Source organism: Sphaerisporangium perillae, from assembly GCF_023276435.1.
GTDB lineage: Bacteria > Actinomycetota > Actinomycetes > Streptosporangiales > Streptosporangiaceae > Sphaerisporangium > Sphaerisporangium perillae.
Map to the genome: position 1 here is coordinate 212126 of NZ_JALLPO010000003.1, position 22064 is coordinate 234189.

General features: G+C 71.8%; 22 protein-coding genes, 1 tRNA gene and 1 pseudogene. 6 read left to right on the forward strand and 18 right to left on the reverse strand.

Annotated features, from left to right (window positions below; genetic code table 11):
• Positions 1-94 precede the first annotated feature (94 nt).
• The 5 genes from MYF83_RS04510 to MYF83_RS04530 all read right to left on the reverse strand — a co-directional run bounded on the left by MYF83_RS04510 (position 95) and on the right by MYF83_RS04530 (position 2775).
• Entirely contained in the window at positions 95-748 is a 654-nt protein-coding gene (locus MYF83_RS04510) for a class I SAM-dependent DNA methyltransferase (protein WP_248958871.1), read from the reverse strand.
• A gap of 374 nt (positions 749-1122) precedes the next feature.
• Positions 1123-1407 (reverse strand): GNAT family N-acetyltransferase, encoded by a 285-nt coding sequence (locus tag MYF83_RS04515; protein ID WP_248958872.1) that lies wholly within the window; start codon positions 1405-1407, stop codon positions 1123-1125.
• Positions 1404-1943 (reverse strand): hypothetical protein, encoded by a 540-nt coding sequence (locus tag MYF83_RS04520; RefSeq protein ID WP_248958873.1) that lies wholly within the window; start codon positions 1941-1943, stop codon positions 1404-1406. Before MYF83_RS04520 ends, MYF83_RS04515 begins: the two co-directional genes overlap by 4 nt.
• Positions 1944-2000: 57 nt before the next feature.
• Entirely contained in the window at positions 2001-2609 is a 609-nt protein-coding gene (locus MYF83_RS04525; protein ID WP_248958874.1) for a GntR family transcriptional regulator, read from the reverse strand.
• Positions 2610-2702: 93 nt separating this feature from the next.
• A tRNA-Ala gene (locus tag MYF83_RS04530) sits at positions 2703-2775 on the reverse strand.
• 39 nt (positions 2776-2814) lie between these two features.
• Between MYF83_RS04530 and MYF83_RS04535 the strand changes: the two genes are divergently transcribed.
• Together MYF83_RS04535 and MYF83_RS04540 are read left to right on the forward strand one after the other, a co-directional pair.
• Positions 2815-2937 carry a transposase gene (locus tag MYF83_RS04535; RefSeq protein WP_372500086.1) on the forward strand — a complete coding sequence of 41 codons (123 nt, stop codon included), beginning with the start codon at positions 2815-2817 and terminating at the stop codon, positions 2935-2937.
• Between the two features lie 52 nt (positions 2938-2989).
• Positions 2990-3220 (forward strand): annotated as a pseudogene (locus tag MYF83_RS04540) (sigma factor); the annotation flags it as partial.
• Positions 3221-3289: 69 nt separating this feature from the next.
• Here MYF83_RS04540 and MYF83_RS04545 read toward each other — a convergent pair.
• The 6 genes from MYF83_RS04545 to MYF83_RS04570 form a co-directional block, all read right to left on the reverse strand.
• A complete protein-coding gene (locus MYF83_RS04545) occupies positions 3290-4519 on the reverse strand; it encodes a CynX/NimT family MFS transporter (protein ID WP_248958875.1) in 1230 nt (409 codons plus the stop codon).
• Positions 4520-4705: 186 nt separating this feature from the next.
• Positions 4706-5443 carry an SRPBCC family protein gene (locus MYF83_RS04550; RefSeq protein ID WP_248958876.1) on the reverse strand — a complete coding sequence of 246 codons (738 nt, stop codon included), beginning with the start codon at positions 5441-5443 and terminating at the stop codon, positions 4706-4708.
• Positions 5444-5499: 56 nt separating this feature from the next.
• Entirely contained in the window at positions 5500-5877 is a 378-nt protein-coding gene (locus tag MYF83_RS04555) for a hypothetical protein (protein WP_248958877.1), read from the reverse strand.
• Positions 5874-6236, reverse strand: coding sequence for a hypothetical protein (locus MYF83_RS04560; RefSeq protein ID WP_248958878.1), 363 nt, complete (start codon positions 6234-6236; stop codon positions 5874-5876). Before MYF83_RS04560 ends, MYF83_RS04555 begins: the two co-directional genes overlap by 4 nt.
• A 141-nt stretch (positions 6237-6377) precedes the next feature.
• On the reverse strand, positions 6378-7244 hold the full coding sequence (locus MYF83_RS04565; protein WP_248958879.1) for a hypothetical protein: 867 nt from the start codon (positions 7242-7244) through the stop codon (positions 6378-6380).
• 161 nt (positions 7245-7405) lie between these two features.
• On the reverse strand, positions 7406-7585 hold the full coding sequence (locus tag MYF83_RS04570; protein ID WP_248958880.1) for a TetR/AcrR family transcriptional regulator C-terminal domain-containing protein: 180 nt from the start codon (positions 7583-7585) through the stop codon (positions 7406-7408).
• Positions 7586-7864: 279 nt separating this feature from the next.
• On the opposite strand from MYF83_RS04570, the gene MYF83_RS04575 reads away from it, so the two are divergent.
• Positions 7865-9187: a carboxylate--amine ligase gene (locus MYF83_RS04575; protein ID WP_248958881.1), complete on the forward strand. Its 1323-nt coding sequence runs from the start codon at positions 7865-7867 to the stop codon at positions 9185-9187.
• Complete coding sequence (locus MYF83_RS04580) at positions 9184-10338, forward strand: NAD(P)-binding domain-containing protein (RefSeq protein WP_248958882.1); 1155 nt, start codon at positions 9184-9186, stop codon at positions 10336-10338. Before MYF83_RS04575 ends, MYF83_RS04580 begins: the two co-directional genes overlap by 4 nt.
• Before the next feature lie 4 nt (positions 10339-10342).
• Here the strand turns inward: MYF83_RS04580 and MYF83_RS04585 are convergent, their stop codons facing one another.
• From MYF83_RS04585 to sucC, 6 genes are all read right to left on the reverse strand, one after another.
• Positions 10343-11884, reverse strand: coding sequence for an aldehyde dehydrogenase family protein (locus MYF83_RS04585; protein ID WP_248958883.1), 1542 nt, complete (start codon positions 11882-11884; stop codon positions 10343-10345).
• Between the two features lie 15 nt (positions 11885-11899).
• Complete coding sequence (gcl, locus tag MYF83_RS04590; RefSeq protein ID WP_248958884.1) at positions 11900-13624, reverse strand: glyoxylate carboligase; 1725 nt, start codon at positions 13622-13624, stop codon at positions 11900-11902.
• Between the two features lie 274 nt (positions 13625-13898).
• The gene (locus tag MYF83_RS04595; protein ID WP_372500087.1) at positions 13899-14777 is read right to left on the reverse strand and encodes a 2-hydroxy-3-oxopropionate reductase; all 879 of its coding nucleotides are present in this window, start codon (positions 14775-14777) and stop codon (positions 13899-13901) included.
• 127 nt (positions 14778-14904) lie between these two features.
• The gene (locus MYF83_RS04600; RefSeq protein WP_248958885.1) at positions 14905-15732 is read right to left on the reverse strand and encodes a hydroxypyruvate isomerase family protein; all 828 of its coding nucleotides are present in this window, start codon (positions 15730-15732) and stop codon (positions 14905-14907) included.
• Between the two features lie 154 nt (positions 15733-15886).
• Positions 15887-16774 carry a succinate--CoA ligase subunit alpha gene (sucD, locus tag MYF83_RS04605; RefSeq protein ID WP_248958886.1) on the reverse strand — a complete coding sequence of 296 codons (888 nt, stop codon included), beginning with the start codon at positions 16772-16774 and terminating at the stop codon, positions 15887-15889.
• Between the two features lie 151 nt (positions 16775-16925).
• A complete protein-coding gene (gene sucC, locus MYF83_RS04610; RefSeq protein ID WP_248958887.1) occupies positions 16926-18095 on the reverse strand; it encodes an ADP-forming succinate--CoA ligase subunit beta in 1170 nt (389 codons plus the stop codon).
• Positions 18096-18192: 97 nt separating this feature from the next.
• On the opposite strand from sucC, the gene MYF83_RS04615 reads away from it, so the two are divergent.
• Both MYF83_RS04615 and MYF83_RS04620 read left to right on the forward strand, forming a co-directional pair.
• The gene (locus tag MYF83_RS04615; RefSeq protein WP_248958888.1) at positions 18193-19494 is read left to right on the forward strand and encodes an MFS transporter; all 1302 of its coding nucleotides are present in this window, start codon (positions 18193-18195) and stop codon (positions 19492-19494) included.
• A 118-nt stretch (positions 19495-19612) separates the two neighbouring features.
• Positions 19613-20359, forward strand: coding sequence for a GntR family transcriptional regulator (locus MYF83_RS04620; protein WP_248958889.1), 747 nt, complete (start codon positions 19613-19615; stop codon positions 20357-20359).
• 296 nt (positions 20360-20655) lie between these two features.
• Here the strand turns inward: MYF83_RS04620 and MYF83_RS04625 are convergent, their stop codons facing one another.
• Positions 20656-22041: an OFA family MFS transporter gene (locus MYF83_RS04625; protein ID WP_248958890.1), complete on the reverse strand. Its 1386-nt coding sequence runs from the start codon at positions 22039-22041 to the stop codon at positions 20656-20658.
• Positions 22042-22064 lie beyond the last annotated feature (23 nt).

Below are 22064 nucleotides of genomic sequence, written 5' to 3' on the forward strand. Positions count from 1 at the left end.
CTCCCTCGGTGTCACCTCCTACGACGGCCCCTCGGGTGCCGGTGGCCGGACCCGTCACCTAAGCGACCGCGAACCGTGCCCGCGCCGTGACCACTCAGAAAGTGTTTCTCCGGCAGTTGAGGAACAACTGCATTTCGAGTGGTTCGTCCTCGGTCGCGGGAACGTATGCGAGGTCCATCTGCTCGCGCACGCTGAAACCGGCCTCCTCGACGACGGCCCGTAGCGCATATCTGGCATATCCCGTCATCCGTAATGACGTGTCCAGAACGCGGATCGGCACGTCGTCGACGTCCATCTCGACCATGCCAAGGGCCAGCCAGCCGCCGGGTACGAGCAGCTCGTGCAGGCGCAGGAGCGTCGCCATGATCTCGTCCCGCCGGAGCATCGACAGCGAGAAGTAGGCCACGATCGCGTCGAACCGGCCGAGGTCCTCGTCGACCTCGACGACGTCGAGCCTGCGCAGGTCCGCCTCGGGCACGTTCCTGCGGGCGAGGGCCAGCATGACGGGCGAGATGTCGATGCCCGTCACCTCGCACCCGGCGTCCACCAGTTGCCTGGCCGTCGGCATGCCCGTGCCGCACCCGACGTCGAGCACCCGGGCGCCGGGGCGGAGCTTTCGCAGTATCCATTCAGCCGAGGCGATCTGGCCGCCCTTGTAGGGAAACGCCTCGTCGTACCGATCGCCGATGCGGTCGAAGGCATCGGCCTGAGCGGCCCGATGCGCCGGGCGCGAGCGTCTCGCTGTCATCCATTCCACCCAACACTGAGCCGTCTCTTTGCTCTAATTAGATAGAGGGATACCACACGCCAAGTCAAGGCCAGTCAGGACATGAGTTGACGCTATAACGCTACATATAATGATCAGCGCTTTATGAGCGCGGGGAAAAGCACCCGACCCGTACCGCCCCGGAGGCGGCGATGAACGATCCGTACCGTGAGGCGCAGGCGGCACGTGCCGGCGGCAGGCGGAGAGGGCGGTCGCCTCTGATCATCGCCTTGCTGCTGTCCGCCCTGGTGGTCTTCCAGCTCTCCGCGCGGGCTCTCGCGCTGGCCGGCCCGCCCGCGCCGGTGACCGGCGGGGTACGGGCGCCTGTTCAGGCCCTGCCATGGGACCGGGAACGTTCAGCCCTGCTCGGCCAGTGTGATCGAGGCGTAATCGGCGACCGCGCGGTAGCCCAGGGCCTGGTAGATGGAGTTCGACGTCGGGTTGGCCAGGTCGGTGAAGAGCAGGAGCAGGTCGGCGCCCGCCTCCTCGGCCGCGCGGGTCGCGCCGTGGGTCACCGCCGCGCCGTACCCGCGCCTGCGGGCCTCCGGCGGGGTGTACACCGGGCCGATGCGCGACATGCCGATGATCGGGCGTGAGAAGCCCGCCATCGCGACCGGCCTGCCGCCGTCCTCCAGGATCACGAACTCGCCCCGCCCGATGCGGTGCTTGACCTGCGGCGTGGGGTCGCCGCGCCCGGCGTCGGGCTCGGCTCCTCCAGGAAGGCCTCCATCCACCGCACGACCAGCTCCACGTCACCCTCGTCCGCGAGGCGCCCGGCGCCGTCGTACGACGGCGGCAGGAGGGTGTCCAGGCGGTAGAGGCGCTGTGAGATGCGGCCCGACTCGCGGCGCCCGGACGCGGCGGCGAAGGCGTCGGTCTGCGCCAGCGGCCCGCTCACCCCTGACAGATCGCGGTCGCGCAGCCCCTCGGCGAGCGGGGCCACCGAGTCGAGCGGGATGTCTCCGAGCAGCAGCGGGTAGGGCGGCGTGTGCAGGACGGCGCCGCGCACCTCCCCGCCGGCGGTGAACCAGCCGAGCAGGGGACCGTCGAGCCACAGGCCGTGGCGCATGCGGCCCAGCACGGTCAGCGGGACCGTGTTGCGCACGGGGTCGCGGCGCAGCCACGCCTCGGCGGCGTCCGGGAACTCGTCAAGGGTCGCGGCGAACCTCCACACCATGCGGGACAGTGTGCCAGCGATCGAGCGAGGCCAGCGAACCGTTTTCCCGTGCGCGCGTCAGAACTCGTCGGCGCCGGTCACCTGGCTGATCGGGAAGACGTGGCGAGAGGCGGCGCAGATGGTCTCCAGGACGTGGACGGGCGTGCCGTCGGTGGCGTACGCCGCGCGCACGATCTGCACGATCCACTCCCCCGGGTCGAGCCGCAGCGTCTCGCGCTCGAAGCCGGTGGGCCGGCGCGCGAGCAGTTCCTCCTCGGCGTGGCCGAAGCGGTGGCCGAGGGCCTCGATGCCGGCCTGCAGGCTCGGGCGGATGAAGCCGGGGGCGCCGAGCGGGGTGCCGCCGAAGAGGTCGAGGCGGAAGTAGCTGGTGGCGATGCGCACGGGGACGCCGTCGGCCAGCAGCAGCTTGCGCCGCGCCAGCACGTCCTGCCCGGGGTCGACGCGCAGCGCCTCGGCGATGCGCGCGCTGGCGGGCTCGGGGCCGACCTGGAGCATGCGCCGGCCCGGCCGGATGCCCTGCCGCTCGGCCTCGGCGACGAACAGCGACGCGGCGGCGCGGACGGCCGGCTCGGTGGGCAGCGTGCGCCGCACCACCACCCGGGGCTCCGCGATCGCGCCGCCGCCGGCCTGCGCCGCGTCGATGTCCACGAACCCCTGCCCTCTCACCCGCCGGATCGTCCGCCCGCCACTCTAACGGCGCCCTGCCCCCGGCACGCGAAAGGCCACCTCCGCTGATGGGAGGTGGCCTCTGCCGCAGGGTGGAGCTATGGGGATTCGAACCCCAGACCTCCTCCATGCCATGGAGGCGCGCTACCAGCTGCGCCATAGCCCCTTGCGATGCGCGGACAGTCTATAGGAACTCGACCACCGCGTGGGAACCGAAGACGTCGAGCACGGCCGTTGGTGGTCACCGTCCCATTTCGCCGCCTCCTGCGGCGGCGCACCTCTCACGATCACCAAGCAGTACATCGAACACCAGCGTCGCCCCACCTGATCTCCCGGATCCGCGCTACACGCTCTGAGTTCGTCCCGCCTGACGACGCGCCGGGGTCACCTATCGGATTCTCGGCAGCGCCGCGGACGCCGAGGATGTGGTCCAGGAGGCGTGGCCGCGCTGGGCGCAGGTCGACCCCGCGCAGGTCGAGGACCCGAGGGCCTACTTGGTCCGGGTGACCAGCAGGCTGGCCATCGACCGGCTGAGAAGGGTGAAGGCGCGGCGCGAGGCCTACGTCGGCCCGTGGCTCCCCGAGCCGATCAGCACCGAGCCTGACGCGGCGCCGGGTCCCGGCTGTTCCCATGCCCTGGTCCGGGGTGGGAACAGAGCATGGGAACGTGAGCCGCGCCGGTCAGGCCGGCTCGTCTTCCAGGTAGCGGTCGCCGGCCGCGTACCAGCCGGTGAGGACCTGCGCCACGATCACCGCGAACAGGAGCACGAACGGCAGCGTCCATCCGCCGGTCGCCGAGTACAGCACCCCGACGACGAGCGGGCCGGCGCCGGCGATGAGGTACCCGGTGCTCTGGGCGAAGGCGGACAGGGCCGAGGTGACCTCCGCCGTGCGGGTGCGCAGCGCGAACATCGTCAGGGCGAGCGGGAAGGAGCCCATTCCCACGCCGACGACCAGCACCCAGATCCACAGCGTGGCGGCCGGGCCCACCAGCATGCCGGTGAAGCCGGCGACGTACAGCAGGGCGAGACCGGCGACCATCGGACGCTGGTCCCGCACGCGCGCGGCGATCGCCGGCACGGCCAGCGAGACGGGGATGCCGAGGGCCGAGAAGACGGCCATGCTCAGGCCGGCCTCGCCGCTGGTGTACCCCTTGTCCTGCAGAAGTTGCGGCAGCCAGCCGAACATCACGTAGGCGATGAGCGACTGGGTGCCGAAGTACCCCGCGATCGCCCAGGCAAGACGGCTGCGCACCAATGCTCGCGGCCCGGCGTCCTCTCGCCCGCTGTCCCGCTCCGGCTCACTGCGCGAAAGCGCAAGCCACGGAATGGCGGCCACAGCGGCGAGTGCCGCCCACACACCGAGGGCGACGTGCCAGTTGCCGTCGGCGGCCCGTTCGATCGGGACCGTCGCGGCTGCGGCAAGCATGGTGCCGACGGCCAGAGCCGTCGCGTACAGGGTCGTCATGGTCCCGGTGCGGTGCGGGAAGTGGCGCTTGATCAGGGCCGGGATCAGCACGTTGCCGATCGCGCCCCCGGAGAGCGCCAGCACGCTCGCGGCCAGGAACACGGCGCTTGAGTCGATCATGACGCGCAGGAGCAGCCCGGCGCCGAGGAGCAGGAGCGCTCCGAGCAGCAGGCGGTGCTCACCGGTGCGCCGGGCGAGCGCGGGGGTCGCCGCGCCGAACACGGCGAAGCAGAGCACGGGCAGCGTGGTCAGCAGGCCCGCGACCACCCCTGACATGCCGAGTGCTCCGGTGACCTGGTCCAGGACCGGGCCGACGCTCGTGACGGCGGTGCGGAGGTTGAGCGCCGCCAGCACGATGCCGAGCGTCACCAGCCACGTGAGCGGCATCGCCGGCCCGCGTCGCGGTGCGACCGTCGTTGCCGGGTCCTGTGCGAGCACGCTCATGCGGGGCGCCGACCTCCGTAAAGTCCAAGAGACATCGAATCATGGGATGACTGGATGTCCGTTATGTTAACAGACTTACGGATGTCGCTCTGCCCCGGGGTGAGGGAAGCCCGGCGGGGCCCTCCCCGTAGCGGCGAGAGGGGGACGGGCACGGGCCCGTCCCCCTCTCGTTCCGCTCCGGCGGCGTCAGGCGAGGCGCTCGGGGGTGAGCGGCGGCTCGTCGTCCCAGCGCGGGGTGCCCTGAGGCGAGACGGGCCCGCTGCCGGGGGCCGGGAGCGGGGTCTCCGGCGGGTACTCGCGCTGGACCGGCTGCGGCGGCATCGGCTCACCGGCGCCGTACGCGGGCCCGGTTCCGGTGGCCGTGCCCGGCATGCTCGCCGGCGTCACTCCGGGGCCGGCGGTGGTCCCCGTGCCCGGCATCACGTCCGCGTCCGGCGCCATACGGGACGCGGCGCTGGAGTCGCCGTCGAGCGGCGCGGGCACCTCGCCGCGCCAGCCGCCCGTCTCGTGGCCCCGCGACTCGACGAACTTCTTGAAGCGCTCGAGGTCCCCGTGCACCCGCATGCGGACGAGCTGCAGCTTGTCGCCGACCGTCTCGACGACCCCCTCGGGCTCGAACTCCATCTGGAGCATGACCCGGGTGCTGTCGTCGTCGAGGGGGTGGAAGGTCACCACGCCGCCCTGGCGCGGCTCCTCCAGGGAGCGCCAGGCCACCCGCTCGTCGGGGCGCTGTTCGGTGATCTCCGCCTCGAACTCACGGTGCACGCCTGCGACCTGGACGCTCCAGGCCAAGCGGGTGTCGTCGATCTGCTTGACCGACTCCACCCCTTCCATGAACTCGGGGAAGCTCTCGAACTGGGTCCACTGGTTGTAGGCCGTCCGCACGGGCACGGCCACGTCGACCGAATGCTCGATGGTGCTCATCAGGCTTCCTCCCTTTCTGTGGGTACGGAGACCTGACCTGCCCTCAAGGAAGTGCGCTATTCGGACTTTCTCGTATGAAAAATCCAATACAGCCCGATCAGCGGCAGCACCAGGGGGACGAACCCGTAACCGCTGCCGAAGCCCGACCACACGGTGGCGCGCGGGAACGCCGCGGCGTCCATCACGCTCAGCGCGCCCACGATCAGGACCCCGGCCAGCTCGATCGCGCAGGCCGCGAGGGCCGTACGGCGGGCGCCGCGGGCGAGCGCCACGTAGACCGCGGCCGCGAAGGCGGACAGCAGGTAGGCCAGCGGGGCCTCGTGGAACCGCGTCGCTATCTGCACGCCGGCGCGGGCGCCGGCCGCGAGCGCGAAGACGCCGTAGACGGCGACGAGCAGACGCCCCGGGCCGGTGTTCACCGGGGCGCCGGTCATGGTGTCCCCTGCCAGATCTGCAGCAGCCTGCCGACCATGACCGGGATGGCGAAGCAGGCGACGGCGGCGACCGCGGGCCCCCACCGGGTGCGCTCGCCGAGCGCCCAGAACGCCGCGACGGGCGGTATCACGATCGAGCCCAGGAGGTAGCCGACGAACGTCGCCGTCTCGCCGGAGCCCTCGCCGCCGATCACCTTGACGATGCCGATGACGGCCTGCGCCAGCAGCGCGAGCTCCAGCACCCCGAGCCCGGCCAGCAGCACGACGCCCATCGGCCTGTCCCTGATGGCCACGATCACGCACAGCACCGCGAGCACCAGCGCCCCGATGATCAGAGCCGTGGCCAGGGGGCCGATCATCGCGCGGCCGTGAGACTCGGGAACATGGCACGTAGGTTATCGGCCGCCCGCCCCGGCCCCTCGCGCGAGGAGCCCTCTCCCCCGGCACGCGCCGGAGGAGAGGGCCGATGGAGATGGGAGGGGACGATGGTCGCCCACCGGTCAGCGGCAGTTCACCAGGACCACCGACACGACGGTGCACCGCACCTGGCCGGCGTCGTTGGCGGCCACGGGGTCGGCCGGGTCGGAGGCCGTGCGGGTGGCGGTGAAGGTGTAGGGCACGCCGATGTTCAGCAGCCCCACCGGGACGGAGAACTTCCTGGTCACCGTCGCGCCGAGGCCGACCTGCCCAATCGTGCAGGTCACGGTGCCCGAGCCGGTGCCGCAGTCACCGGACACGGCGCTGAGCCCGGCCGGGAGCGGCGTGGTGACGGTCGCATGACGCAGCACGCCCGGCCCGTTGTCGGTGACCCGCACCGTGAACTCGATCTTCGGGACGAGCAGGGCCAGCCTGGGCGTGGCGGTCAGGCTCACGGCCGCGTCCGCCTCGCTGACGATGGTCAGGACGGGACCTGTGACGATCTCCGAGGCGTAGTTGGAGCCGCGCAGCTCGCCCTGGAACGCCTGCTCGCCGGGCTCGGCGTCCTGGCCGATCTCGAGCGTGAAGGCGACGGTGGCCGAGGCGCCACCCGACAGCGCCCCGACGGGTGCCTGGAAGCCGATGGGCCCGCTCGCGTCCGAGACCGTGGTGCACGCCCCGATCGCCCCGGTGCATCCGGTGAGGGCCGCGTAGGACGGGAGCGCCGCCGGGGTGGTGAACACCCGGGCCGTGGCGTTGAGGACCGTGAAGGAGTGGATGTTGGTGACCGTGACGGTGACCGTGACCGGGTCACCGGCGTTCACCTGGGACGCCGACAGGGCGAGCGCCACCTCGGGCGGGTCGGCGGAGGCGGGGGTGGCGAGGAGCGGGGACATGACCATCGCGATGGCCGTGACCACCAGTGCGAGGGGGTGCCGGAGGGGTCTCATCGCAGCCTTTCGATCTCGAAGACCTGGACCTTCCGACTATCGCGCCTGATATCCCCTAGGGCAGCGAATCGCGGTTATTTGGTGACCATACGTAGTGACCAGTTGTGGACATATGCCCGGTGTCAACGCATGGCTCGCTCCAAGCGTCCACCGTGATCGACTCAGGGCAGGGACAGCTCGGCCGCGATGCCGTCGAGCAGCCATTTAAGGCCCCGCTCGAAGTTGTCATCCGCCGCGCGGACGCCGCCGGCCGGCAGCGGCGCGAGGTTGGGATACTCGCCGCTCGCCATCAACTCGGCGAGGTAGGGCCGCGGGAGCGCGTCGCGTTCTTCCCCGCTCACCCCGTCACAGCGCGGCCCCTCGATCTCCACGACCTCGCGGACGACGTGACGCCACCGCCTGCGTCCCGGGTGACGTGTGCCGCCGGAGCAGCGCTCATCCGGTGCGAAATATGGCCATTTACAGATAAATGTCTCTTTCGCTCGAAAGCAGTGTTACGAGAAGTTGTGTCTGTTGCTGGTGATTCGAGAGTTATAGTGGTGGCTTTGGTGGTTGCGGAGTAATTCCTGGCCGGTCACTCGTGGAACGCCTGGTCGCTCCATGCTTCATAGGGGGCACACGTGGGAAGCGCGGCGATCGAGGCGGACCGCTCCGTCCCCGCCTTGATCGTCAAAATCGGGCACTACCCCCTGCACCACGGCGGGGTGGGCGCGATCCGCAGCCTCGGCCGCCTCGGCGTCCCCATGTACGCGGTCACCGAGGACCGGTACACCCCGGCCGCCGCCTCCCGCTACCTCACCGGCGCCTTCGTCTGGCCGACGACCGGCCTGGAGGAGGGCGAGCGGCTGGTCGAAGGGCTGCTCGACATCGGGCGGCGCATCGGGCGGCCCACCGTGCTGATCCCCACCGACGAGGAAGCGGCCGTCCTCATCGCCGAGCACGGCGACGAGCTGCGCGACCGCTTCCTGTTCCCCGCCGTGGACCCCGCGCTGCCCCGCATGCTCGCGAGCAAGCGCGGCCTGCACGAGCTGTGCGAGCAGTACGGGGCGCCGACACCCGGGGCGGCGTTCCCCGCCTCCTACGACGAGGTCGCCCGGTACGCCGCCGAGGCGCGCTTCCCCGTGGTCGCCAAGAACCTCGAGGCCTTCGAACGGCGCAGGGCCCCCGTCGTCGGCGGCACCACCCGCCTGGACGACGCCGAGCAGCTGCTGGCACTCGCGCGGATGTGGGGCGACGCGCCCAGCGTGATCCTCCAGGACTACCTGCCCCGCGAGGAGGCGGAGGACTGGATCGTCCACCTGTACTGCGACGCCAACTCCGCCTGCCTGGTCCGCTTCACCGGCGTCAAGGTGCGCTCCTGGCCCCCACACGCGGGCATGACCGCCTGCGCCTACGCCGTCCCGAACCCCGCCCTGGCCGACCTGGCCACCCGCTTCATCAAGGACATCGGCTTCCAGGGCGTCGCCGACCTCGACTGGCGGTACGACCGCCGTGACGGGCGGTACAAGCTGCTGGACTTCAACCCGCGCATGGGCGCGCAGTTCCGGCTGTTCGAGACCGAGGCGGGCGTCGACGTCGTCCGCGCCCTGCACCTGGACCTCACCGGCCGCGAGGTGCCTGCGTCGGCACAGATCGACGGGCGCCGCATGGTCGTGGAGAATATCGACCTGCCGGCGCTGCTGGCCTACCGGCGCAGCGGCTACACCACCCCGTCCGCGCCGGCCCGGGCCAGCGGTACCGAGCTGGCGTGGGTGGCGCGCGACGACCCGCGTCCGTTCTTCATGATGATCGTCCGATTCATCGGACCCGGGTTCGCGCATCTGCTCCAGATGTGGCGCTCCCGGCGCCGTCCCAACCCGGCGGCCCGGGGACACGGCCTGCGCGCCCTTCCCACCGTCCTCGCCGGCCGCCTCCGCCGTGTCACCAGAAAGGGTGCAGCATGACCCCCGTCGTCGTCATCGGAGCCGGGCCCTACGGTCTGTCCACCACCGCGCACCTGCGTGGGCGTGGCCTCGACGTGCGCACCTTCGGCTCGCCCATGGCGAGCTGGCGCGAGCAGATGCCCGCCGGCATGCGCCTGAAGTCGACGCCCAGCGCCTCCAGCATGTCGGCCCCCGCCCCCGGGCACACCCTCGCCGCCTACCTCGCCGAGACGGGCCTGCCCGCGCTCGGCGAGCACGACACCGTGCCCGTCGAGCAGTTCGTGGACTACGGCATGTGGTTCCAGTCGCGGCTCGTGAGCGACGTCGAGCAGGTGCGGGTGGCCTCCCTCGACGAGGAGGGCGGGCGGTTCCACCTCAAGCTCGACTCCGGCGAGGAGTTGGAGACCGCGAAGGTGGTGGTCGCCAGCGGCCTGACCGGCTTCGCGCACGTGCCCGAGGAACTGCGCGCGCTGGAGCCGGGTCTGGTGACGCACTCCTCCGAGCACGCCGACCTGACCCCGTTCGCCGGCCGCGACGTCGTGGTGGTCGGCGCCGGCCAGTCGGCCCTGGAGACCGCCGCGCTGCTGCACGAGGCCGGCGCGTCGGTGCGGATCCTCGCCCGGCGCGAGGTCCGCTGGGGCGGCGACCCCACGCAGGGCAGGCGGCTCGCGCCCGACACCTGCCTCGGCCCCTCCTGGGCGCTGTACGCGTTCGCCAACCTGGCGCCGACGTTCCGGTTCCTGCCGGCCGAGACCCGGCTGCACCTGGTGAAGAGGGTGCTCGGCCCGCTCGGATCGTGGTGGCTGAGGGACCGCGTCGTCGGCGGCGTGCCGATCACCCCCGGCACGCGCCTGCTCGGCGCCCGGGAGTCCGGCGGCAAGGTGCTGCTCGCCACCGCCTCCGGCGCGTTCACCGCCGACCACGTGATCGCCGCCACCGGCTACCAGGTGAACCTCGACGCGCTGGACTTCCTCGGCTCCGGCGTACGCGCCCGGCTGGCCAGGGCGGGCGGCTTCCCCCGGCTGAACGGCGGCTTCGAATCGTCGGTCCCCGGGCTGTACTTCACCGGCCTGCCGGCGGCGGCGAGCTTCGGCCCGCTGCTGCGGTTCGTGTGCGGCACCGAGTTCGCCTCCCCCCGGCTCGCCGGCGCCCTCGCCGCCACCCTCCGCTGACACCTCACGTAGAGGGCAACAGCGTGTAGCCGGGGAAGTTGCCCGGCAGGCGCTCGCCGTCCGGGCCGAGGGTGACGGCCCGCACCAGCAGCTCGCCTCCGACGAACGCGCCCCGCCAGGACGCGCCGAGACCGCCGAACAGCTCCTCGCGGTCGCCGCGCGAGCGGGGCGCGTTGATCCCCACCTTGAACGCGCGGACCTCGCCAGCCAGCCGGCGGGCGGTCTCCTCCTCGTCGCAGGAGATGGTGGCCACCAGCGCCCCGTTGCTGGCGTTCATGGCCGCCAGGAACTCGGCCTCGGTGTCCACCGGCACGACGGTGTCGACCGGGCCGAACGGCTCGGCGTGGCCGAGCGGAGAGGAGCCCGGCGGCGCGAGAAGCGCCACCGGCGCCAGGTAGGCGGAGGTGTCCTGGCCGGGAAGGAACCTGCCGTCCTCGAGCGAGCCCCGGTAGAGGGGGACGCCGCCCCGGGCGACGGCCTCGTCCACCTGGTCTGCCAGCTCCTTGGCCTTCGTGCTGTTGATCAGCGGCCCGAAGTCGAGCTCGGGCAGCGGGTCGGCGGGATCCTCCACGGCCAGCGGATGGCCGAAGCGCACCGAGCCGACGGCCGACAGGTAGGCCGAGAGGAACTCGTGGAACAGCGAGCGCTGCACCACGAACCGGGGATAGGCGGTGCAACGCTGCTTGGCGTAGTCGAAGGTCTTCCGCAGCTGACCCGCCAGCAGGTCCCAGCCGCCGTACTCCCAGACGCCCCAGCAGTTGAGCCCCTCCTGCTCCAGGACGTGCCGGCGGTCCAGGCCGGCGAGCGAGGCCGCGACCTGCGCACCGGCGCCCCGGCCCCCGACGAATGAGACGCATCCGAGGTCCGGGCCGCGCACCAGCGCCGGGGACAGCTCGCCTCCCCCGCCGCTCACCAGCGTCACCGGCAGGCCCTCGTGGACGGCGAGCGCGCAGGCCAGCGTGAGGCACGCCAGCCCGCCGTCGGTGGGCGTCTTGGCGATGACGGCGTTGCCCGCCAGGGCCTGCACGAGCATGGCGTGCATGAGCACGCTCATCGGATAGTTCCAGCTGGCGATGTTGCTGACCGGGCCGTTCAGCGGGCCGCGGCCGTCCAGCATGCCGTCGATCTCGGCGACGTACCAGCGGACGCCCTCGACGCACCGGTCGACGTCCGCGCACGCGGCCTTCCACGGCTTGCCGATCTCCCACACCAGCAGCAGCGCCAGCAGGTCGCGGTGGGCCTCGATCGCGTCGAGCGCGGCCGTGACCCGCGCGGCGCGCTCCCGCAGCGGCACATGGCGCCACTCCCGGTGCTCGTCGACGCTCGCGCGCACCGCCTTGAAGGCGGCCGGCCGGTCGAGGCGGGGCGGCCCGGCCAGGACGGTGCCGTCGACCGGGGAGAAGTCCGGCGCCGGCCGGCCGTCCCGCCGCCAGCGGCCTCCCCACCGGTTGAGCACGCGATCGTCGTGGAACGCCTCGGGCGCCGCCGAGCGGCACCGTTCGTAGGCGTCGGACCAGGAGGTGGCGGGTTTGAGCACGAGCGACATGTGGTGCCTCCTCAGTCAGTCCGACCAGTCGACGGCGAGCGCCATCTCGGGGAGCGGCTCGTACTCGGTGATCGCGTCGAGGGACGGGCCCATGGCGGCGTTGGCCTCCCGTTCGACCATCACCTCGACGAGCACGGGGAGCCGCTCCCGCTCCGCCGTGCCGCTCGCCCAGGCCAGGGCGCCCGCCAGATCGCCGGGAGCCTCGACCTTCCTCGCCGGGCAGCCGAAGGCCTCCATGAGCTTGACGTGGTCGATGCCGCCCTCGCCGTAGTGCAGGTCGACCGCGTAGTTCATGTCGTAGGGCATCTCCGCCTGCCGGATCAGCCCGAGATACTCGTTGTTGATCATCACGATCACGAAGGGGATGCGGTACTGGGCCGCCACCGCGATCTCCTCCATGAGGAACTGGAAGGAGTAGTCGCCGACGACGGCCACGACCTGCCGGTCAGGATGGGCGCACTTGACCCCGATCGCCGCGGGGATCTCCCAGCCGAGCGGCCCCGCCTGGCCGCAGACCAGGTAGCGGCGGGGCAGATAGGTCTTCTGGAACTGGCCCGACCAGATCTGGTAGAGCCCGATGGCGGTGACGAACGTGGTGTCCCTGCCGAAGAACTCGTTGATCTCCTTGAAGACCCGGGGCGGCTTGATGGGCACGTCGTCGAAGTCGTCGCGCCGGGACAGCGTCCCGCGCAGCTCCGCGACCCGCCGCGGCCAGCGTCCCGCCTTGCGGGGCGGCCCGGTGCGGCGGGCCTCGTCGACCATCGCCAGCAGCGCCGGTCTGGCGTGCCCCACCACACCGAGATCGGGCTCGAAGACCCGGCCGATCTGCGTGGGCTCGATGTCCACGTGGATGAAACGGCGCCCGCGCCGGTAGGTCTCCAGATCTCCGGTGTGCCGGTCGCCGAACCGCGCTCCGACGGCCAGCACCAGATCGCTCTCCAGGAACGCGGCGTTGCCCCAGCGCGTCTGGGTCTGGGTGCCGGCCATCCCGGCGAACAGCGGGTGGTCCTCGGGGAAGGCGCCCTTCCCCATGAGCGTCACCTGGACCGGCACCTGCAGATGCTCGGCGAGCGTGCGCAACTCGCACGCGGCGTCGGCGATGACCACGCCGCCACCGGCCAGGATCATCGGCCGCCGCGCCTCGGCGAGCATGCTCATCGCCGCCCGCACGAACGTCGGAGGCGGCGCCGGCATGTCCACCGGGAAGGGCTCGTCGAGCTCCTCGTCGTACAGGCACGTGCCGCGTTGCACGTCGATCGGCAGATCGATGAGCACCGGCCCGGGGCGGCCGGACCGCGCGACGCGGAACGCCTCGCGGAAGACCCACGGCGCCTGCGCGGGCTCCTTGAGCTGCACCGCCCACTTGGTGACCGGCCTGGCGATCTCCACGATGTCCACCGCCTGGAACGACTCCTGGTGGAGCTTGCCGCGTGGAGCCTGCCCGGTGACGCAGATCATCGGGATGGAGTCGGCGAGCGCGGTGTACAACCCGGTGATCATGTTGGTGCCCGCCGGGCCCGAGGTGCCCAGGCAGACGCCGACGTTGCCGGTGACCCGGGCCCAGCCGTCGGCGGCGTGCGTGCCGCCCTCCTCGTGGCGCACGGTGATGTGCCGGATCGAGCTTTTCCGCATCGCGGCGTACAGGGGGAGGATCGCCGCGCCGGGGATGCCGAAGACGGTGTCGACGCCCTCGGATTCCAGAACGGCGACGACGGCCTCCATGCAGGGCATCCGCTTCATCACATCTCCTTGAGCGTGGAGACTCCCGCTTTCGAGCGGGAGAGGAAACGCGGCGCGATGCCGCGGAGTTCGGTAACGTGTTCGACGGTGGGGATGACCAAGTCACCCAACGCGTGACCAGGAGTGTCCTGGCCGCCGGGCCGGCGGACAGGTGAAACGCCTGTGGAGTTGGCGTAAGACCTCAAAGAGAATCCTCTCTGGCGGGCGACCGGCGGTGCAGCAGGAAGATCCACGGGTGACCGTGGAATCCCCTCCCTTCAGGGAGGGAAGGAGGTCAGGTGTTCAGCCTTTCGATCACCTTGAGCAGCGCGGAGTGGTCGAGCGAGCCGTGCCCCTGCGCCTTGGCGGCGGCCATGAGCTCGGCGACGACGCCGGTGAGCGGAAGCGCGACGCCCGCGCGACGCGCCGCGGCGATCGCGATCCCCATGTCCTTGTGGTGCAGGTCGATCCGGAAGCCGGGGGCGAACTCCCGCTTGATCATGGAGTGCCGGCGCAGTTCGAGGATCCGGGAGCCCGCCAGCCCGCCCGCGAGCACGTCCAGCCCGCTCTCGGGGTCGACCCCCGAGGCCTCCAGCAGGATGATCGCCTCGGCGACCAGCCCGTAGATGCCGCCCACGACGAGCTGGTTGGCCGCCTTGACGGTCTGCCCCGCGCCGGAGGGGCCGACGTGCCGGAGCGTCGTGCCGAGCACCGCCAGCAGCGGGCGCACCGCCTCGTAGTCGTCCGGGTCGCCCCCGACCATGATCGAAAGCGTCCCGTCGATCGCGCCCCGCTCGCCTCCGCTGACCGGCGCGTCCAGCGGCCTGATGCCCTTGATCGTCGCGGCCTGCGCCACCCGGAGGGAGGTCTCGGGCTTGATCGTGCTCATGTCCACGTGGAACATGCCGGGCCTGCCGTGCTCGAGCAGCCCGTCGGCGCCGAAGGCCACCTCCTCGACCTGCGGCGAGTCCGGCAGCATGGTGATCACGACGTCCGCCCCGGCGACCGCCTCCGGCACCGACGCGGCCCCCTTGCCGCCGACGTCGATCAGCCGCCGCACACCCTCAGGGCTCAGGTCGTACCCGGTCACCACGTACCCCGCCCTGACCAGGTTCGCCGCCATCGGCCCACCCATGATCCCAAGCCCGACGAACGCGGCGTTCACAACGCCCACCCCACCCGCACGACACCCAGGCGCCCTCGGCCCGGCGCCCCACCCCCGTCACACACAAGCGGCCGTTCCTCGCACTTGTTCGTTCCTCGGTCAGGGCACCGGCGCGCCGGAGCACTTCTCATCCTGTTCAATGCCTTCGCTCCTTCTTCAGCCAGGTGAAGCTCTCGGCGCTCGGGCCCGCCGGCCGGTATTCGAGGCCGACGTGGCCCCGGTAGCCGACGGCGCCGAGACGCTCGAAGATCAGGTCGTACGGCATGGCGGCCGTGCCCGGCTGCCCGCGGCCGGGGTCGTCGGCGACCTGCACGTGGCCGAACCGGCCGGCGTGCCGGTCGATCAGCTCGAGCACGTCCTCTCCCATGCGGTGCAGGTGGTACAGGTCGGCGAGGAAGGCCACGTTGGCCGCGCCGGTCTCGTCGATCAGATCGAACGCCGCGGCGGAGGAGGTGATCGGGTAGCCGGGGTTCTCGTGGGAGTTGAGCGCCTCCACCACGACCGTGGCGCCGATCGCGGCCGCCGCCTCGGCCGCCCGGGCCAGGTGGGTGAGCGCCAGTTCGCGTTGCGCCGCCTCGGCCAGGCCGGGAACGCGGTTGCCGTAGAGCGCGTTGAGCACCCGGCAGCCGAGCGACTCGGCCAGCCCGGCCGCGACGTCCACGTTGGCCAGGAACCGCGCCGCGCCGCCGGGCCGCGACAGCAGACCGCGCTCGCCCGCGGCCATGTCGCCGGCGTCGAAGTTGAGGCCCACCAGGCGCACCCCGGCGTCCTGGATGGATCTGCGCAGGGCGTCGAGGTCGGCGTCGGGCGGGTCGGGACGATCGAACGGCCACCACAGCTCGACGGCGTCGAACCCGGCCTTCGCGGCGGCCTCCGGCCGCTGGAGCAGGGGCAGCTCGGTGAACAGGATGGAGAGGTTGACGTCGAACGCCAGACCGTCGGACGGGGGCACACTGAAGCTCATCGGCCGCCTCCCCGACTCCGCCCCTGCGAGCAGCCCTTCATCGACCGCCCAGGACACAGGCAGCGCGGCGCACACTCCGCCGAACCGGCCCCGCGCCCCACAGCCGCGCCCCAAGAACCCCGGGCACGACGCTCCACCGAACCGGCCCCGCGCGTCATGATCGTGCCCCGAGGAGCTCGCGCATGAGGCGGGCGGTCTCGCTCGGGGTCTTGCCGACCCGGACACCGACCTTCTCCAGCGCCTCCTTCTTGGCCTGCGCCGTACCCGCCGAACCCGACACGATCGCACCGGCATGCCCCATGGTCTTGCCCTCCGGCGCGGTGAACCCCGCCACATAGGCCACCACCGGCTTGGTCACACGCTCCTCGATGTAAGCCGCCGCACGCTCCTCGGCGTCACCACCGATCTCACCGATCATCACGATCGCATCAGTGCCCGGATCGGCCTGGAACGCCTCCAGCGCATCGATGTGCGTCGTCCCGATCACCGGGTCGCCACCGATGCCCACAGCCGTGGAGAACCCCACATCACGCAGCTCGTACATCAGCTGATAGGTCAGCGTCCCCGACTTGCTCACCAGACCGATACGACCCGCCGTGGTGATGTCCGCCGGAATGATGCCGGCGCTCGCCTGCCCTGGGCTGATGAGGCCCGGGCAGTTCGGGCCGATCACGCGGGTCGTCCCGGCGGCCCGGGCGCGCGCCAGGAACCGGATGGTGTCGTGGACGGGGACGCCTTCGGTGATGACCACGCACAGGCCGATGCCCGCGTCGATGGCCTCCTCGACGGCGCTCCGGGTGAACCTCGGCGGGACGAACACCACCGAGACGTCCGCTCCCGTCCGCTCGGCGGCCTCGGCGACCGTGCCGAAGACGGGGAGCCGGCGATCGGCGAAGTCGACGGCCTGCCCGCCCTTGCCGGGGGTGACCCCGGCGACGACTTCGGTGCCGGCGGCGAGCATGCGCGCCGTGTGGCGGGCGCCCTCGGCGCCGGTCATGCCCTGGACGAGCACCTTGCTGTCCTTGGTCAGGAAGACGGCCATCGTCGCTGCTCCTCTCGGCCGCCCGCACGGCCCGTCTGATCCGCCGCACGCCCCACCGCGCCGGCTACCCGATCTGCCTGATGCGCCGCGCCGGCCTTGCGATGTGGTCTCGCGACCGTCGGCTCGCGCGTCGTCGCGCCGCCTGCCAGGCTCATGCCGCGGCCAGCCTTGCCGCGAGCTCCGCGGCGGCGTCCATGGTCGGGACGACGCGGACCAGCGGATGCCGGGCCGCGTCGAGGACGGCGAGGCCGGCCTCGGCGTTATTGCCGTCCAGCCGCACCACGATCGGGTGGCGCAGCCCTCGGTCGCCCAGCATCTCCAGCGCGGAGACGATGCCGTTCGCGACCGCGTCACACGCGGTGATGCCGCCGAAGACGTTCACCAGCACCGCCCGCACGTCCGGATCGGACAGGACGATCTCCAGCGCGTCGGCCATCACCTGGGCGGAGGCCCCTCCCCCGATGTCGAGGAAGTTGGCCGGACGCGCCCCGCCCGCGCTCTCGCCCGCGTACGCCACGACGTCGAGCGTCGACATGACCAGGCCCGCGCCGTTGCCGATCACCCCGACCTCGCCGTCGAGCTTGACGTAGTTGAGCCCTCTGCTCGCCGCCCTCGCCTCAAGGCCGGCGGATCCTCCCGCCGGGGCGTCGGCGAAGGCGTCGCGGTCGTGGCGGAAGGCGGCGTTGTCGTCGAGGGTGACCTTGCCGTCGAGGGCGAGCACCCGGCCGTCCTGGGTGCAGGCCAGCGGGTTGACCTCCACCAGAAGCGCGTCCTCCTCGGCCATGACGCGCCACAGGCGCACCAGGACGTCGGCGACGGCCGCGTGGACCTCCGCGGGGAGGCCGGCGCGTGCGGCGAGCAGCCCGGCGGTCTCGGCGTCCACGCCGCGTGCCGGGTCCACCGGCATCATGGCCAGCGCCTCCGGCCTGGTCGCGGCGACCTCCTCGATGTCCATCCCGCCCTCGCTCGACACCATGGCGAGGAACGTCTTGTTCGCCCGGTCGACGAGGTAGGCGGCGTAGTACTCCTCGAAGGCCACCGTGGCGCGCTCGACGAGCACGGTCTCGGCCGTGTGGCCCTTGATGTCCATGCCGAGCACCTTGGCGGCCTCGGTGTGCGCCGAGGCGGGGCCGGGCGCGGGGCGCACTCCGCCCGCCTTGCCCCGGCCGCCGGTCTTCACCTGGGCCTTGATGACGGTGGGCCCGGCCAGCTCCGTCGCCGCCGACCGGGCCTCCTCGGGCGTGGCTGCGACCCGGCCCGGCGGGACGGGGACGCCGTGCCGCGCGAAGAGCTGCTTCGCCTGGTACTCGTACAGGTCCATCGCGTCTCCTTATGCGCTTCTTCCATACGGTATACCGTATGGAAGAACAGCCGTCCAGGCCTCGACAGGAAACTGCATTCGGTATATTCCATACTGTATGGAGAAACCGCGATTGGTCCGCGACTGGCGCGGACGCCCCTACCTCGTCGGCCCCGACGCACGCGATCTCACCGGGCGGCCGAGGAACTGGATGTTCTGGCTGCCATGGGCGGCGATGGTCGCCATCGCCCCCCTGCAGTACGGGTACGCCGCCGCCACGCCGGCCCTGATCACCCTCCGCGGCGGCTCGGCACTCGCGGCCTTGCTGCCGCTGGCCGCCTGGATCGTCTGCCAGGCCGTCACCGCCGTCCCCGCCATCCATCTGGTGCGGCGCGGGCGGCTCAGCCCGCGCGGGGCGCTGTGGGCCGGCGCCGCGCTGAGCGGCGCGGCGCTGCTCGCGGTCGCCGCGGCCGGCGGCCCCCCGGCCGTCCTGATCGGGTACGCGCTGCTCGGAGGGGCCGGAGGCGGCCTGGTGTACGGCGTCTGCACCGAGACCGTCGCGCGGTGGTATCCCGAGCGGCCGGCGACGCGGGTCGGCTTCGTGACCGGCGCCTACGCCTACGGCGCCGCGCCGCTCGCGCTCGTCGCCGGGCTGGACCCCCATAGCCTCCAGCCGGCGTTCGCCGTCTCGGCCGTCATCGCGCTGGCGGCCGTAGGAGTGGCGGCGCACTTCGTCCGGCTTCCCCCGCCGCACTGGTGGCCCTCGGAGGTGGACCCCCGCCGCCACGCCCTCGACCGGCTGATCCTGCGCAGGACGCCTCCGGCCGTGCGGCAGTTCTCCATGGGCCAGGCGCTTCGGACCGGCGCGCTGTCCCGCCTGGCGGCGATCCTGGCCTGCGCCGGAGCGGTGTCGCTCTTCGACGTCGTGGCGCTCGCCACAGCGGGGAAGGCCGCACCCTGGATCGCGCTCACCCTGCTGATCACGCTCAACGGGGCCGGGCGGGCCTGCGCGATGCTGGTCTCCGAGCGGGTCGGCCGCAGGCGCGTGCTCGGCGCGGTGCTGGCGCTGCTCGGCGCCGGCCAGCTCGTGCTGGCGGCCGGCCTGGCGGCGCGGTCGGCGCCGCTGGTGATCCTCGGGGCCGTGCTCGCCGGCGCGGGAGGCGGGGCGTTCTACCCGCTCATCGCCGGCCTGGTGCGCGAGTTCTTCGGCGAGGAGCGCACGGCGGAGATCCACGGCGTGGTCTACAGCGCCAAGGCGGTGGCGGGCGTGCTCGGCATCGGCCTGGCGGCCCTGCCGGCGATCTCCGCGAGCCCCGCGGCGGCCTTCGTCCTCATGGCCGCGGTCGCCCTGCTCTCCGCCGCGGCGAGCCTCGGCCTGCGCGTGCCGGGGCGTCCGGCCACGCTCCCGACCCAGGTGTGATCGAGTTCACCCAGGCCGGTACAGCGTCAGACTGTATGCTGTAGGCAGTTGACGAAAAACTTTTCAGCGGGCCCGTGACACTGCGGGCCCTGTCACATCCCTTTCTGGAGTTGAGGAAATGTCCCGGCCCGATCTGGCGAGCACCACAGCCGCACCCAAGATCGCGCGTCCCGTCCCGCTACGCGAAAGCGTCTTCGAGGCGCTGCTCGAGCAGATCATCAGCGGGCACCTCCGCCCCGGCCAGCATCTCGCCGAGAGCGAACTCGCCGAGATGCTCGGGGTCTCCCGCCAGCCGATCAGAGAGGCGCTCCAGCTCCTCAGCGGCGAGGGCTGGGTCGACCTGCATCCCGGCCACGGCGCGTTCGTGCACGCCCCGACCGCCGAGGAGGCCGACCAGCTCCTCGCCGTACGGGCGCTCCTCGAGACCGAGGCCGCCCGTCTGGCGGCCCTCAACCGCACCGACGAGGGCCTGGCCCGGCTGCGCGCGCTCTGCTCGCGCGGCATGGCCGCCATGGAGGCCGACGACGTCGACGGCGCGGTCACGGCCAACTCCCAGCTGCACGCCACGGTCATGGAGCTGTCCGGCAACGCCGTCCTCGGCGACCTCGCCGCACAGGTCTCCCGCAGGGTCCGGTGGTACCACACGCCGGTGGCCCGCCAGCGCGGCCGGGCCTCCTGGGAGGAGCACACCGCGCTGATCGACGCGATCGCCGCCGGCGACGCCGGCCTGGCCGGCGAGATCATGAAGAACCACACCGAGCAGACCCGCCATCTGTACCTGAGCCAGCTCGGCGAGGAGGAGCCGGTCGAGCCGATCCCCAGCAAGCGCAGGAAGCGGCGGGCGCCCGCCTCGTTCGGAAGTTGACGCAGATGTCATCCACAGCTCGCTCCGGCGAAACATTCCGGAAGGAGATTAACCACGAGGGCGAAATCGCTTGTCTCCACGGAACACGTGTGGCGACGCGCCCGCCGCCGAGGCCGGGGACGCCTCGGGACGGCGAACGCGTCGCCACACGCCCGTACTGTTCTCACCTACCGGTGCTGACGCGACCTTCACCTGAGGACCCGTCACCCACCTGGGGACCCGTCACCCCCATCCGTCCGGCCGCTGACGTGCCGAGCGAGGGCGGGGCGAGCGAGGGCGGGGCGACGTCCGAGAGGTCAGCCAGAGGCCTGCTCGGACGCGGGTGCCAGAGTCGCACCGGCCGGCACGGCGGCCGGCTCGGAGCGGCCTGACCGCCCGGGCTGGCGCAGCGCCAGCGAGAGCAGGCCTGCCGCGAGGCTGGTCGTGCCCGCGATGATGAACGCCCCGCCGTACCCCCACGAGCCGATCACGACCGCGCCCATCCCCGACCCGAGCAGGCCGCTGACCAGCTTGGAGGAGTAGACCAGGCCGTAGTTCGTCGCGTTGTTGTTCTCCCCGAAGAAGTCCGCGGTCATGGCCGCGAACAGCGGGAAGATCGCTCCGCCGCCGAACCCTGAGATCATGGACGCCAGCAGGAAGAGCGGCATGTTGTGGATCGACCCCGACCACAGCACGGCGTACTGCGCCAGACCAAGGACCACGCACACGATCGTGAGCGTCTGCCGCCGGCCGACCAGGTCGGAGATCCAGCCGATCACGCCGCGGCCGGTGCCGTTCACTATCGCCTTCAGGCTCATCGCGAGGGCGACGATGCCCCCGGCGAACCCCATCTCCTTTCCGAACGGCACCTGGAAGGCGATGCCGAAGATGTTCACGCCCGCCGTGCAGAGCAGGCACACCCACATCAGGGGCAGCATGCCGGTCTTGACGGCCTCCAGCGGCGTGTACTGCCGCACCGCGGGCGGGTTCTTGCGCAGGGCGCGCGTGTCGACCTGCCCTTTCAGCGGGTCGACGTGGCCCGGCCACCAGTTCTTCGGCGGGTCCTTGAGGAACAGCCCGGCGATGAACACGACGGCCAGCACGTACACGCCCACGAGATCCAGCACCGACTGGTAGTTCTCGGGATGCATGTACGAGGTGAATATGAAGACGAAGGGCACGGCGCCGTAGGCGAAACCGCCGTTGACGAAGCCGGTCTTGCCGCCGCGCCGCTCTGGATACCACTTGGCGACCATGTTGACGCAGGTGGCGTAGACCAGGCCGGCGCCCCCACCGCCGAACAGGCCGAAGCCGAGGTAGGCCCAGAAGATGTTCGGGGCGTGGCTGAGCGCCAGGAAGCCGAGGAAGGCTCCCACCGCTCCGAGCATCATGGCCGCCCGCGCCGAGAGCTTGCCGCTCTCCCGCAGGTAGCCGGCCGGGAAGGCCACCGCAGCCTGGAAGAACACCCAGACGCTGAGCAGCCAGAAGATGTTGGTCGACGACCATCCGTGTGCTTCGTGCAGCGTCTCCTCCGCCGAGCCGAAGGCGTACTCCGAGACGCTGATGCCCATCATGCCGATCCACGGCAGGAGCACCATCAGCCAGCGTGGCCGGCCCATGATGTCACGCGGGCTCTCGCCCATCCGATAGATGCGGCCATTACTGTCGGTGATCTCCCGAAAACCTGGTGTTACAGTGGTCATGAGAATCGCTTTCTTCGGCGCTG